The sequence below is a fragment of the Algibacter sp. YIN40 genome (assembly GCF_057219435.1).
In genome coordinates, this window is the sequence record NZ_JBXVVC010000001.1 from 1,106,958 (window position 1) to 1,121,864 (window position 14,907).

Consider the following 14,907-nt stretch of genomic DNA (forward strand, 5'->3'; position numbering starts at 1 on the left):
ATGGGAAAAGTAACAGGATTTAAAGAGTTTGAAAGACAGGATGAAACATATACACCTGTAGAAGAGCGCGTAAAACATTATAAAGAGTTTACGGTTCCTTTAAGTGAAGAAGATTCAAAAAAACAAGGGTCACGTTGTATGGACTGTGGAATTCCCTTTTGCCATAGTGGATGTCCACTTGGGAATTTAATTCCAGATTTTAATCATATGGTGCATCAGGGAGAATGGCAAAAAGCCTCTTGGATATTGCACTCAACAAATAATTTTCCAGAATTTACAGGGCGATTATGTCCAGCTCCTTGCGAGCAGTCCTGTGTTTTAGGTATTATAGAAGATCCTGTTTCGATTGAAAATATTGAAAAAAATATTGTTGAACGCGCTTTTAAAGAAGGATGGATTAAACCTCAGCCACCAAAAACCAGAACAGGAAAAACTATTGCTGTTGTTGGTTCTGGACCTGCTGGTTTAGCAGCAGCGCAACAATTAAATAGAGCAGGGCATAAAGTTACTGTTTTTGAACGCGATGACGAAATTGGAGGACTATTACGTTACGGTATTCCAAACTTTAAAATGGAAAAGGAAATTATCGATAGGCGTTTAGCTATTCTAGAAGCAGAAGGCATTACATTTAAAACCAATGTTAATGTTGGGGTTAATTATGATGTTGATGAGCTAAAAGCATTTGATTCAATTGTTCTTTGTGGAGGTGCAACCGAAAGACGTAGTTTGCCAACGCCAGGAATTGATGCCGATGGCGTTGTACAAGCTATGGATTTTTTAACACAACAAACAAAAGTGTTGTTTGGAAAAGAGGTTAAAAATCAAGTGATGGCTACTGATAAAAATGTTATTGTTATTGGTGGTGGAGATACTGGTTCAGATTGCATAGGAACATCAAATCGTCACGGAGCAAAATCGGTAGTGAATTTTGAAATTATGCCGAAACCACCAGGACATCGTTCGCCAACCACTCCTTGGCCTTTTTGGCCTTTACAGCTTAAAACATCATCGTCTCATCAAGAAGGTGTTGAAAGAAACTGGTTAATCAACACTAAAGAATTTGTAACAGATAAAAACGGAAAATTAACTGCGTTAAAAACAGTTAATGTTGAGTGGAAGATGGTTCCAGGTGAACGACCACAACTTATAGAAATTGAAGGCACAGAGAAAATTTGGCCATGTGATTTAGCATTATTGGCACTTGGTTTTACTGGACCAGAAAGCACATTAGCAGATAAGTTGGGAATTAAAAAGGATGGCCGCTCCAATTACAAAGCAGAGTATGGAAAATACCAGACTAATATTCCTAATATATTTGCAGCCGGAGATATGCGCCGTGGACAGTCTTTAATTGTTTGGGCAATATCTGAAGGGCGAGAAGCAGCAAGACAAGTTGATCTTTATTTAATGGGTAAATCTAATTTACCATCTAAAGATGTTTCTGGGGATTTAGTTGCTATGTAAAAACCTTTTCAATATAAAATATTTTAAAAGCTCTTTATAATTTTATAAAGAGCTTTTCTAAATTAAGTTGTTAGTTGTAAAGGCGAATTAATTTTAAATATTCGATTTAGCATCAAATGTCCCAGATTACAATTAAAATATTATATTTACTATTCTAAAATTTAATTACAATGAATAGAAGCTTAATTTCAATATTTTTATCTATCCTTTTTCTGGTGTTCATTTCAGCACCAACGGTTATAAGTTGGGTTGATAATTCAATTGATGTTTCGATATTTTATTCAAATTCAGAAGAAGAAGAGAATGGTCAGGAAACAAATACGAATAAAGAAGTATTGTTTTTTGAAGATCTTGGAATCACATCTTATTATTCATCAGACGAAAATAAAAGCGCTTTAGAATATTATTATAAAAATTATCCTAAGCCGCATTTAAATCTTATTTCTCCACCCCCAGAGAGAGGTTTACTTTAAGTTTTTGCTATTGTAAATAGCTTAAGATGTAAAAGGAAAATAATATTTCTTTATCTTAATAGTTCCATTCAATTTTATTTAAAAAAAGCCTATAAAGGCCATCTAAAATATGTTTGTTGTTGAAATTTTAGCAACAAATTTTGATTCAATATTAAAGTTAAATTATGAAAGCACATACTAAAGAAACACAAGCGTTAATGACTCCAGAAAAGTCATTACAAACACTTAAGGACGGAAATTTAAGATTTCAGAAAAGTCTTAAAGAAGATAGAAATCTAATAGAACAAGTTACCGATACATCAAAAGGACAATACCCTTTTGCCACCATATTGAGTTGTATTGATTCACGTGTGTCTTCTGAGTTGATTTTTGACCAAGGTATTGGAGACATTTTTAGTGTTAGAATAGCAGGTAATTTTGTTAATGAAGATATTCTGGGAAGCATGGAATTTGCCTGTAAGCTTGCAGGCACAAAATTAATTCTGGTTTTAGGACATACGAGTTGCGGTGCGGTAAAAGGTGCTTGTGATGATGCTAAGCTTGGAAATCTTACTGCCATGTTGGAAAAAATAAAGCCCGCAGTAAATGCTGTAAAATCTCCAGAAGACCCAAATTTAAGGAACTCATCTAATATTGATTTTGTAAATCATGTTTCTGAAAAAAATGTACAGCTTACAATAGATAAAATATTGAAAAACAGTAGTGTTTTGGCTGAAATGCATGACAATGGAGACATTACAATTGTTGGTGGGATGTATGATATCAAAAATGGTGCTGTAACATTTTATGAGTAGATTTCTTATGCCAAGATTTAGAAAGAAGATTGTTCTTTTATTCTTTGTATGCTCTTTTCTGTCATTTTCAATTCATAGTCAAGAAAGTGATTTTGGTAATTGGCTTATTTATATAGGAAGTAAAAAGCTGAACAATAAGTGGAATGTTCATAACGAAGTTCAGTACAGAAACTATGATGCTATTGGTGACTTAGAGCAACTTTTATTGCGAACTGGTTTAGGCTATAGTTTTAATGAAAATAAGCAAAATGTTTTGTTGGGATATGGCTACATTTTGTCTGAAAATTATATAAATAATACAGATGAAAAAGTATGTGTAAATGAGCATAGAATATTTCAACAATTTATTTCAAAACAGCAAATGGGCTCTGTAAAATTAAGTCATCGTTATAGATTTGAACAGCGTTTTGTTGAATCGGATTTTAAACTCAGATTTCGTTATTTTTTAAGTTTAAATATTCCGTTTAATAAAAAAGAAACTATAAATAACACGTTTTACTTATCTGCATACAATGAAATTTTCTTAAACACAAAAACATCAATTTTCGATAGAAATAGAGTCTATGCAGGATTAGGGTATAATGTCAATAAACAATTAAGGCTTGAAGCAGGATACATGAGTCAACTTTTTGAGACCTTTAGTAGAGATCAATTTAATATCATCACTTTTTTAACTTTTTAAGTTGAAAACATAAAAACAAAATATTTAAAATTATGAAGAACTTATTTTCAAATATTAAAGGAGACGCCTTTGGAGGGATAACCGCTGGAATTGTAGCATTACCATTAGCTCTCGCATTTGGGGTGTCTTCTGGATTAGGACCAACTGCAGGATTATATGGCGCGATATTTATTAGTTTTTTCGCTGCACTATTTGGCGGAACTAACACACAAATATCAGGACCTACGGCACCTATGACGGCGGTAAGTATGGTAATAATTGCAGGAATTATTGCAACCAATGACGGCGATGTCTCTAAAGCGTTACCAGTAATACTTACGGTTTTCCTATTGGCAGGTCTTATGCAAGTAGGATTAGGCGTGCTAGGTCTAGGAAAGTATATAAGGTATATTCCTTATCCTGTAGTTTCTGGTTTTATGACAGCTATTGGGGTCATTATTCTTATTACTCAAATATTGCCATCTTTAGGATATTATCCAAAAGAAGATGAAGCTTTTGTTCAACAGTTTAAGCCTCAAGCTGAAGAAGTTATTCTTGATAATATTTTAAAAGATGAAGCAGGAGAGGGTATATTAGTGCTTGAAGACTTTAAAGAAACGATTAAGCGTGCTGAAGCAATTTCTCAGGCAGATATTTTAAAAGAATCTCAAACACTTGCAGCGAAAGATGCTTCTGGAGCTTATGGAGCAATAAAAATACTTCCAAGAGCACTTAGAAATATTAATTGGTTAGAACTCATTTTAGCTTTAGGTACTATTTTTATAATTTATGGGTTTAAGCGTATAACTAAAGCCGTTCCTAGCACGCTTGTAGCGCTTATTGTTATGTCTGGTATTGCGGTAGGATTTGGGTTAAATTATAGGCCTATTGAAGAAATTCCAAGTGGTCTTCCTATTCCTAATTTAGAGATATTTACAAGCTTTACACTTGCTAGTATTACACCATATATTTTTACTGCATTGACGTTAGCATTGCTAGGCGCCATCGATTCTTTACTAACAAGTGTTGTAGCAGATAATATGACAAAAACAAAACACAAGCCTAATAAGGAATTGGTAGGTCAAGGAATAGGTAATAGTATTGCTGCTGTTTTTGGTGGTATTCCTGGGGCAGGAGCAACTATTAGAACAGTTGTAAATATTACATCTGGAGGGAAAACTAAACTTTCAGGTATGATAGCAGGTCTTATGTTGCTCATAATTTTACTTGGGTTAGGACCTATTGCATCTAAAATTCCTGCTGCCGTTTTAGCAGGTATTTTAATAACAGTTGGTATAGGAGTTATGGACTATAAAGGGTTAAAAGCAATCCCTAGTTTACCAAGAGATATTAAGGTTGGTCCTTTAAAGCTTAGTTCAGAGGTTTTAGTAATGCTTATTGTGCTATTCTTATCTACTTTTTGGAATTTGGTTTATGCTGTTGGTATTGGATTGGTAATTGCATCTTTAATGTTTATGAAAAAAATTGGAGATTTAACTGCAGAACGAAGCGATGTAGAGTCGCTAAAAGAAAAAGCTTGGGCAGATGAGGTTGATTTTCCTGATAATTTAAAAGAGGAAGTGTTTATTAAACATATAAAAGGGCCATTATTTTTTGGATCTACAAGTGATTTTCAAGCCTTGTCACAGCAAATACCAAATACAGCTAGTACTGTAATTATAAGATTAGGTAGGATGCAATATATGGATCAATCCGGATTGTATGCTATGGAAGATATGTTGCAAGAATTGGGAAATAAAAATATTGAAGTTCTTTTTGTTGGGTTATTAAAACAGCCTCGTTACATGATGGAGCGTATTGACATTATTCCAGATTTGATTCCTCAGGAACATCTTTTTGACAATTTTAAGGATTGTAGCAAATGGATTAAAGAGAATATCAAGCATACTACATAGTAAATAAAAAAATGCGAACTTAAAAGTTCGCATTTTTTTATAAATGTATTTTTGGGATATTAATTATCGGCCATTAAGGCAAAAAACTTATCGATGTTTGGTAAAATGATAATTCGTGTTCTTCTATTTCTTGCTCTGTTTTCTCTGGAATCATTTTCAACAAGAGGTTGGTAGCTACTTCTACCAGCAGCAATCATTTTTTCTGGAGCTACATTAAATTTGTCTTGTAATTTACGTACTACAGATGTTGCTCTTAAAACACTTAAGTCCCAGTTGTCCGTAATGTTTGCTGTATTAATAGTTCTAGAATCTGTATGCCCTTCAACCATAACATCTAAACTAGGTTCAGAATTAATTACATCTGCTAATTTTTGCAAAACAGGGTTTGCTTTAGAACTTAATCTATAGCTTCCGGTGTTAAAAAGCATATTATCTGCAATAGAAATCATTACAACAGTTTCGTTAATATTAACTGAAAAATCTTCGCCTTCATTTATATTACTGTCGTTAATCGTCTTTTCAAGATTATATGCTACGGCTAAATTCATAGAATCTTTAAGTGTTTTTGCCTGACTTAATTTTTCTGAATCAACATTTTTTAATGTCTTACGCATATTAGCTTTGGCATCGTTCGAAATCACGCCACCTTCTTTAAGTACTTCTAATTTTGAATTGTTTTCTTCTGTAAGTGTCCCTACGTCTTCTTTTAAAGACATTATTTTAGAGTTGTAAGCGTCAACTCTTGCTTGAATTTTATCAAATTTAGCTTCTAAATCTTCCTTTTCAACACGTGTTTTTTGTAATTCATTTTTAATTTGTCCATTTTCATGCTCTAATGCTAAGTATTTCTTTTTTGAAACACAGGAAAAAGTGAGGGCAACTAATAGTAAAATTGATATTTTCTTCATAATATATTTTTGGGTTAATTAATTAAATACATCAGCATATACGATGATTGTTTATTTTTGGATGCTGAAATGCAAACAATATGTTTGTTTTAGATAATTTTATTCTTTTTCTTAGTTCTCTATCGTATTTTGACAATCTAGAAGAACACATGCAATACGGATTTACAGAAATATTACAACTTATTGGTGCATTAGGCCTCTTTCTTTTTGGAATGAAAGTAATGAGTGATGCACTTTTATTATTGGCAGGTAATAAAATGCGATCGATTTTAGCTCGGATGACTTCAAATAGAGTATTCGGTATTGGTACGGGGTTTTTAATTACCTCAGTTATACAGTCATCATCAGCAACAACTCTTATGGTGGTTAGCTTTGCTAATGCCGGTTTATTAACATTGGTCGAGTCTATAGGTGTAATTATGGGCGCCAATATTGGCACAACAATAACAGCATGGTTAATCACTATTTTAGGCTTTAAGGTAAGCATGAGCACTATTGCGTTGCCCTTGGTTGGCTTTGGTTTTGGGCTCACATTTCTTAAAAAAGAACAACTCAAAAACTTAGGAAGTTTTATTGTTGGTTTTGCCTTATTATTTATTGGGCTTCAGTTTCTTAAAGAGGCTATGCCAGATATAAAAAACAACCCAGAGCTATTAGAATTTTTATCACGCTATACAGATTTAGGCTTTCTTTCTATTCTAATATTCTTACTTATAGGAACATTTTTAACGGTTGTAATTCAGTCTTCTAGTGCTACTATGGCATTAACCTTAATTATGACAGCCCAAGGCTGGATACCTTTTGAAATGGCAGCCGCCATGGTTTTAGGCGAAAATGTAGGAACCACTATTACAGCTAATTTAGCAGCAATTATTGGTAATTATAAGGCAAAACAAACTGCACGAGCCCATTTAATATTTAACCTTATGGGCGTATTTTGGATGCTGATTTTATTTTATCCTTTTTTAAAAATGGTGAGTTGGCTGGCCATTTATCTGGGCTCAGAATCACCATATGTTAGTGCAGCAGCTATTCCTGTGGCGATATCTTTATTTCACACGACGTTTAATATTGCAAATACTTTTTTACTGGTGTGGTTTGTAAAACCAATTGCAAAGTTAGTTGAACGCTTGGTGCTAGAAAAAGTTGAAGAAGTTAAGAGAATTGACGAACCAAAATTTTTAACAAAAAGTATTTTAAAATACCCTGAAACGGCAATTGCAGCATTAATAAAGGAGTCTAAATTTTTATATAAAAATGCCATTTTTGAAATTGTTGCTCATGCGCTAAATATCCATAGGGCTGATATTAAATCGGATATTAAGGTTAAAAAAATAGTGAAAAAATCGAAAGTTTTATTTGATACCAACGTTAGAGAATTGTATGGGATGAAAGTAAAAAATATTTATGGCCAAATTATTAATTATGCAACCAAGGCGCAGAGTAGTTTGCCGTTAACTGAAACTCAGAATAACCAAATATCTAAATTAAAAATTGCTAATAGGAAAATGGTAGAAATTATTAAAGATGTTAAAGAGTTGAGTAGGAATGTGACTTTATACTTAAATTCAGATAATAAGTACATCCGAAAAGAGTATGATAAGATAAGGAATAAAGCAGTTAAGGTATTGCGTGTAATTCACTTATTTAGAACTGAAAAAGAAAATGAGGTGTACCATAAAAAACTTGTGAAATTAAAAAGAGAGGCAAAAGCAAACATCCATTCTAATAATCTTGAAATCGATGAATTAATTAGAAAGGACCTAATAACGGTTGATATGGCATCTTCGCTATTTAATGATTTTGACAATGTTAATGATATGATTGATAATTTAATTGATGTTGCAGATCTTCTTTATGGAAAAAAAGACACACTTTTAGATGGTGAATAATTTTGAAAACCTTGATCCATTATTATGAATCAAAAATTGATTGAAGTAGCACAAGTGTTTTTTAAATTAGGCTGTTTTGCTTTTGGTGGTCCCGCTGCTCATATTGCAATGATGGAAGATGAGATTGTAGAAAAACGTAAGTGGATGACTAGAGAATATTTCCTAGACCTCATTGGTACTACAAATTTAATCCCTGGACCAAATTCAACCGAGATGACCATGCATTGTGGTTATGAACGAGCAGGTAAAACAGGCTTATTTGTGGCTGGAATTGTATTTATTTTCCCTGCAACTTTAATAACAGCAATTCTGGCTTATTTATATGTAAAATATGGAAGTCTTCCAGAAGTAGAGCCGTTTATTTATGGTATTAAACCAGCTGTTTTGGCCATTATAGCATCGGCAATTATAAAACTTGGGAAAAAGGCAGTAAAAAGTGCTGAACTTATTATTATTGGGATATTAGTTCTAGTGATTAGTCTTCTAGGAGTAAATGAAATTGTAGCTTTATTGGCGGCTGGTGCATTAGGAATGCTCTATTTCTATATAAAATCTAAAACAAGAACTCATCTCAATACATTTTCACCATTACTTTTATTCCTTGGAATTAATACGGCAATAGCTAAGATATCAACTTTAAAGCTCTTTTTGATTTTTTTAAAAGTGGGAGCAATTCTCTATGGTAGTGGCTATGTTTTATTTGCATATCTAGATGCAGAATTAGTAACTCGAGGGTTATTAACTAGATCTGAGCTAATTGATGCCATTGCAATTGGTCAGTTTACGCCAGGACCTGTGCTATCTACGTCAACGTTTATTGGTTATCAACTTTCAGGTTTCACAGGTGCTTTAGTAGCTACTACTGGGATATTTTTGCCATCATTCCTATTTGTTTTAATACTCAATCCATTCATACCAAGAATGCGAAAATCAACAATACTGCGCTATTTTCTAGATTCTGTAAATGTTGCGGCCGTTGCTGTAATGCTTGCTGTATTAATTGTTATGGCAAGAGAAACCCTTATAGAATGGCAAAGTATTATAATTGCTCTAATTGCTACGTTTTTAATTTTTAAAACCAAAACAGGTCCTATCTGGACAATTATTATGGGAGTTATTTTAGGTTTTCTGATAATTAATTTAACAAAATAAAAAAGCCATCATTTCAAATAATGATGGCTTAGAATTATACTATAAACCTAGTATTTATTCTTCTTTTTTCAAGGATTCTACGTTTTCAACAACTTCGTCTACAACTGTTATTGTTGCAGGTTCAACAGAACTATCAAATGAGTTATGATATTCCTCTAATAAACTCATTGTTGATTTTATTAAATCTTTAGTCTCTAATAATAAGCTAAAATATAAGGTTGTATTTTTAGGACTTGATTCTTCCGTCCTTGTCCTAGAAATTTGTTTCTTAATTTTATCTTTTACAAGTTTATAAACTTCAGTTCTTTCATCTAAAATTGCTCCGATTTGTTCAAAAGATTCCGATTTGAAAGCAACTCGAGTATCCTCAAATAAAATTTCTAATTTATCATCAATTTCCTTTAGCTCCTTAATTTGGCTGAATCTAAGTTTCTTATGATTGTTATTAATATGCTTGTGACTTACTTTAGTAATATATTCTAAAGATTGTGTCATATCTTGAAGATAGCCTAAAATATTAATATAAAAATCACTTGCTCCAATACTAGATTCATCTAAATTTTTAATAAAATAGAACACATTATCACGCAAGTCGTCAACCTCTTCGGTTAATTTTATAACTTGTTTTTTGCTCTTTTTAAGTAAATTTAAATCCTGTTTAGCCAGTCCAACAATTGCATTAGAATAGATTCTATTAGTTCGTTTCACTACATTGGCCATGTTATTTGCGCTTTCAAGAATAACACCTTGTATAGAGCTGCTTTCTGCTTTTTTTAAGCTATCTTCATCAATCACTTTTGAAGATTTACTTTTATGGGATTTATAGTTTCTGTATAATAAAATAGCAGTTAATAAAAGTAATATTGGTGTAATAACGGCTGGGTTCCAATTAATCAGAAACACTACAACACCTGCGGCAATAAATGCTCCAATTGCAGTACCAAACCATCCGCCAATAACGTTTAATACACCAGCCACACGATAAACAGCACTTTCTCTCCCCCATGCGCGGTCAGCCAAAGAAGTACCCATAGCTACCATAAACGTAACGTATGTTGTTGATAAAGGTAACTTCATAGAGGTTGCAATTGCAATTAATACTCCTGCAACCATTAAATTAACAGAGGCACGAATCATGTCGAATGCGGGAGCATCTATACTTTGATCTTTTGTCATAGTAAACTCTGGTTTTTCAAAACTCTTACCTATTTTTTCAGTAATTGAGCTAGGTAAGATGATGCCAAAGTAATTGGACAATTGGGTTGTTCTTTTTACAATTGTTCTTGAAAGTCTGTTTGGTTCAAATTTTTCATGAGTTTCTCCTTGTCGTGATAAGCTTATTTCAGTTTCTGCAACGGTTTTCGCTTTTTTAGACAGCCATAGTGTCAATACCATTATAGCTCCTGCTATAAATAATAAATAAGGTTCTGCAGGCACTTTTTTCTCTAATACTGCCATTGACATTGCAGTGTCCATTCCGCCAGCAACCCAAGCTTCATAAGAATGATAAGCTGCCATTGGAACACCGATAAAGTTTACTAAGTCGTTACCTGAAAATGCTAATGCCAATCCAAAAGTTCCAATTGCAATTACAACAAGTAAAACTGTTTTTTTGGTTAGTTTTTCAAATATGAACGAAAATAAGGTCCAGAAAACAAAACTTCCAAGTATGATGAAAATCTCATTTCCTTCTACCAAGCCTTTTAAATCTTTGTAGTAAGGGGTTCCTTTTAATCCTTTCAAGAAAATAAAATAAGTGATTGCCGTTAAAGCAACTCCTCCAAAAAGAATTCCAAAATTTTTAATTTTTTTCTCATAGTTAAATGTGAATATGAGTCTTGATACCCATTGTACCAGTGCACCGACCGAAAAGGCAATAACTACAGACAGCAAAATACCAGATATAATTTCTAAAGCCTTTTCTGTATTTATGTATTTAGCTAAATCGGCAAAAGTTTCAGAGTCAGAATGACTAATTTTAATCAATGACATTACTACTGCTGCACCTAATAAATTAAATACAATAGAAACAGTTGTAGATGTTGGTAAACCAAGCGTGTTAAAGAAATCTAACAACAATATATCTGTTATCATTACAGCCATAAAAATGAGCATAATCTCTCCAAATTCAAATTGAGCAGGGACAAAAATACCTTTCCTTGCAACCTCCATCATTCCACTAGAAAACACAGCTCCAATAAAAATACCTAAACTTGCTACTATCATTATAGTTCTTAAAGAAATGGCTTTGGATCCAATCGCAGAATTTAAGAAGTTAATAGCATCATTACTTACACCAACAACAATATCAGCAACAGCTAAAACTGTAATGGCAATCAACATTAATAAATAAATATTATCCATAGGATTTAATTGTAAAATGTTTGCAAATATCATGACAATATATGATTAAAATGTTATCTAATTGTTATGTTTTAAAAATGGATATCAAATCCTAGTCTAAAGGTAATGTTATCCTCATTGCCATCTAAGGTTGTATAACTTAAATCACTTTGCACTTTTAGCTTATGGCCTACTAAAAATTTATTTACACCGAGGGTATATTGTTCTGTCGGTAAAGCTCCAGTAATACCCTCATAATTTACTGTAGTAAATCTAGCGGCTATCTCATAGTTGCTTTTAAATAAATAACCAGCTTGTAAGTTTAGAGCGTTACCTGTTAAAACAATATCGCCGGTTGGTGTTGAGCCATCTAATTCTGTTGCTATTTCATCATCCGCTGTACGCTTTGCATACTCACCCATAAATGAAAAGCCATTGTATTTAAACATGGCATCTGCAAAAATAGTTGTTTGGTCTGTTTCGTAAATAGAGCCATCAGTTCGTATCATATAATCACCTGCAAAGCCTCTCTCTCTAACGGCATCTTGATTGTAGTTATATGTAAAGCCAAACATTAATTTTGGCTTTACCTCGCGTTTTAAATCAGATTGACTGTAATCCCCTTTAGATTTAAAAGCCCCGAATGGTAAAAGCTCTAGACGCGCAGTATATTGTAAACCTCCTTCATTTCCTTCGGTAACATTACGTCCTTCACCTTGTGAAACAGAAAATTTTTCTCGCATTAAAAAATCGCCACCTAATTTAGTTTTGTGGCGCAATTGAATACCTAAATCGCGGTCTATGTTAAACCTGCTATTTAATAAAGAACGGTCTATTAATTGAAGGTTGGCAGAAGATACTACTCGTTCAACGTTTCCTGGTAATTTGGTTTGACCTGCCCAAAGCTCCCAGTTACCAGAAAAGTTCCACATAATAACTGCATCTAGGATATAACGAGGTGTGTTTCTGTTAAATTGATTTGCACCTGAAATATCTCTGTTCGATAATCCCAACTCTACTTTATATTTAAGTTTAGGGCTATAAGCAAAACCATCAAACTTTAATCTTGCTCTACGAACAATAAAATTATGCTCTGGACTTCCATACTGATTACCATCATGATCCCAAGATGATATAGATCGAACTTGAAAACGAGGCGCGAATTTAATACTAAAAGAGCTGTCTTTTGCAACAAAGTTAATTAATCCCTTGCCAAAAGAGGTATCGCTAATTTCTTGTGAGTTTACTGAAAACATTACGCTAATAACTAGCGCAAGAGTAATTTTTAATTTCATTATAATTTTAGTTTTTGTCGTTGCAAAGAACCAAAACCAATGTTAACTTAATGTTTCCAAATGATTAACTTTAAATCAAAAAAAAGACTGCCTTGGCCAAAGGCAGTCCATTAGAAATCATGATAATGTAGTCGACAAAAACTAATTGATTATATGAAATACTAATTGTTTAGTCTTAAGACCATCACAAAGATCATAGTTGTAGTTAACCTTAATGTAATCCTAATATTAATTAATCATTAATATTCCAATGTTAAATCTTAAATCACAAATAACTGATAAACAGTAGTATGTGATTTTAATGTTAATTTAATGTTATGTAAATGTTGCTAAAATATTACCTAATTGCTATCTTTGGGGATAATGTTAAAACCCCATAATTATGAAGAAATCATTTTTATTACTTTTTGCCTTCTTAATTACTGTGGTATCTTTTGCTCAGCAAAAGAGAGATTTAAAACTTAACAAGGACACAAATCTAATTGACGTTGTTTATTATCATGACAATGGTGTTGTAAGCCAAACAGGGTCTTACACAGCAGATGGTAAACTACAGGGTAAGTGGTTAAGTTTCGACACGGAAGGCAAAAAAATCGTTTCTGCAAATTATGATAATGGTAAAAAAGTCGGCAAATGGATTCATTGGATAGATGGTATCCCTAAAGAAGTTGATTATTCTAAAAACGTTGCTTCTCTTTAGTTGAGTTAAACGATTTTATTTTCAATAAAAAAAGCATCCTAATTATTTAGGATGCTTTTTTATGAATTAAATGTGTTTAATTAATTGCCTACCGTCCAACTTGCTCCCCAGGTTGCAAAGTCTGTACCTGTTGCATTGCCAATACCAGTTAAAAAGTCTGCATCGGTAAATGTGTCTCCTGTATCATTTTTTAATTGTACAGTCACATCTGTAAAAGTTACATTTGTTGCATCTAAATCACCGTTTATAACACCAGTACCTGTTGGGTTATCACTATCGGCACCTGCATCTCCATCTAGGTCAAAACCTTCAGCAAAACCTTCAATAAGAATATTATCAAAAACACCTTGTGTTCCAGCACGTAATCTTATTGCCTCATTGCCAGTTCCAGAACCTAATCCTACAATTGTTACATCTTTAACCGTTGGTTTAGACCAGAATTTAGGGTTAGATAAGTTACCAATATCTGTATTGTATCCATCACACTCAAAACCTTTATCGTGTTCTGCGCCATGTTTTACATAGGCATTTGTTACTTTACCTGTAAAACCTTCGGTCCAGTCGATTGAATCATCCTGAGCATTAATAACAACGGCATGGTTTACTTCAACATTACCTCCGAAAAATTCTATGCCATCATCTGCACCTTCGTAAGCTTGAATATAATCCACAGTTGTACCAGCACCAACACCATAGAAAGAGAAACCATTATTTTCTGATGAACCATCGGCAGCACCACCAGAGTATTCAACACGAACATATCTTAAAATACCTGAGCTATCTGAAATTTCAGTTCCACCGTAAGGCAAACTTCCTATTTCTGATGTAGAGGTTGCATTGCCTGTTACAGAGTTAATAGGCGCTTTTCCTAATATGATTAATCCACCCCATTGACCAGCAGCTGGGTTAGCAGATCCTGATGTCATTACAATAGGATTTGCAGCAGTACCATTTGCAATAATTTTTGCACCTTGGGCAATAGCAACATAAACATCTGCGCCTGTAGCTACGGCTTTAATAGTAACCCCTTCCCCTATAATTAAGCTAGCACCATCGGCCATAATTACAGGACCACTAATAGTATATGTTTTATTAGCGTCTAGTACTAAATCTGAACTATATTCTGCGGCACTAATAGCAATTTCTTCTTCAGTTCCACCACCAGTATTTCCACCGCTGTTGTTGTTTATAACACTATTGTCAGTGATATTAATTGTGGCAGTATCGTCTGTAGCACATGAGTTAAGTAGCAAAGCTGTAATTGCTAATCCTAAAATAAATTTATTTTTCATCGTTTCTAATTTTTAAT

General features: G+C 33.2%; 12 protein-coding genes. 8 read left to right on the plus strand and 4 right to left on the minus strand.

The window, feature by feature from the left end; translation table 11 throughout:
- The 5 genes from AC2D6V_RS05225 to AC2D6V_RS05245 all read left to right on the plus strand — a co-directional run bounded on the left by AC2D6V_RS05225 (position 1) and on the right by AC2D6V_RS05245 (position 5,308).
- The gene (locus tag AC2D6V_RS05225) at positions 1-1,464 is read left to right on the plus strand and encodes a glutamate synthase subunit beta (protein WP_484646994.1); all 1,464 of its coding nucleotides are present in this window, start codon (positions 1-3) and stop codon (positions 1,462-1,464) included.
- 170 nt (positions 1,465-1,634) lie between these two features.
- Positions 1,635-1,937 carry a hypothetical protein gene (locus AC2D6V_RS05230; protein WP_484646995.1) on the plus strand — a complete coding sequence of 101 codons (303 nt, stop codon included), beginning with the start codon at positions 1,635-1,637 and terminating at the stop codon, positions 1,935-1,937.
- A gap of 164 nt (positions 1,938-2,101) precedes the next feature.
- A complete protein-coding gene (locus AC2D6V_RS05235) occupies positions 2,102-2,731 on the plus strand; it encodes a carbonic anhydrase family protein (RefSeq protein WP_484646996.1) in 630 nt (209 codons plus the stop codon).
- Positions 2,724-3,413, plus strand: coding sequence for a DUF2490 domain-containing protein (locus tag AC2D6V_RS05240; protein ID WP_484646997.1), 690 nt, complete (start codon positions 2,724-2,726; stop codon positions 3,411-3,413). Before AC2D6V_RS05235 ends, AC2D6V_RS05240 begins: the two co-directional genes overlap by 8 nt.
- Positions 3,414-3,445: 32 nt before the next feature.
- Entirely contained in the window at positions 3,446-5,308 is a 1,863-nt protein-coding gene (locus AC2D6V_RS05245) for a SulP family inorganic anion transporter (RefSeq protein WP_484646998.1), read from the plus strand.
- 59 nt (positions 5,309-5,367) lie between these two features.
- Here the strand turns inward: AC2D6V_RS05245 and AC2D6V_RS05250 are convergent, their stop codons facing one another.
- On the minus strand, positions 5,368-6,216 hold the full coding sequence (locus AC2D6V_RS05250; RefSeq protein WP_484646999.1) for an OmpA/MotB family protein: 849 nt from the start codon (positions 6,214-6,216) through the stop codon (positions 5,368-5,370).
- Between the two features lie 80 nt (positions 6,217-6,296).
- On the opposite strand from AC2D6V_RS05250, the gene AC2D6V_RS05255 reads away from it, so the two are divergent.
- Together AC2D6V_RS05255 and chrA are read left to right on the plus strand one after the other, a co-directional pair.
- Positions 6,297-8,108: a Na/Pi cotransporter family protein gene (locus tag AC2D6V_RS05255; RefSeq protein ID WP_484647000.1), complete on the plus strand. Its 1,812-nt coding sequence runs from the start codon at positions 6,297-6,299 to the stop codon at positions 8,106-8,108.
- Positions 8,109-8,132: 24 nt separating this feature from the next.
- Complete coding sequence (gene chrA, locus AC2D6V_RS05260; protein WP_484647001.1) at positions 8,133-9,260, plus strand: chromate efflux transporter; 1,128 nt, start codon at positions 8,133-8,135, stop codon at positions 9,258-9,260.
- Positions 9,261-9,314: 54 nt separating this feature from the next.
- On the opposite strand, the gene AC2D6V_RS05265 is transcribed toward chrA, so the two are convergent.
- Positions 9,315-11,624 carry an anion permease gene (locus AC2D6V_RS05265; RefSeq protein WP_484647516.1) on the minus strand — a complete coding sequence of 770 codons (2,310 nt, stop codon included), beginning with the start codon at positions 11,622-11,624 and terminating at the stop codon, positions 9,315-9,317.
- 71 nt (positions 11,625-11,695) lie between these two features.
- A complete protein-coding gene (locus AC2D6V_RS05270; protein WP_484647002.1) occupies positions 11,696-12,898 on the minus strand; it encodes a porin in 1,203 nt (400 codons plus the stop codon).
- Positions 12,899-13,280: 382 nt separating this feature from the next.
- On the opposite strand from AC2D6V_RS05270, the gene AC2D6V_RS05275 reads away from it, so the two are divergent.
- Entirely contained in the window at positions 13,281-13,598 is a 318-nt protein-coding gene (locus tag AC2D6V_RS05275; RefSeq protein WP_484647003.1) for a toxin-antitoxin system YwqK family antitoxin, read from the plus strand.
- Between the two features lie 80 nt (positions 13,599-13,678).
- Here the strand turns inward: AC2D6V_RS05275 and AC2D6V_RS05280 are convergent, their stop codons facing one another.
- On the minus strand, positions 13,679-14,890 hold the full coding sequence (locus tag AC2D6V_RS05280) for an autotransporter outer membrane beta-barrel domain-containing protein (protein ID WP_484647004.1): 1,212 nt from the start codon (positions 14,888-14,890) through the stop codon (positions 13,679-13,681).
- Positions 14,891-14,907 lie beyond the last annotated feature (17 nt).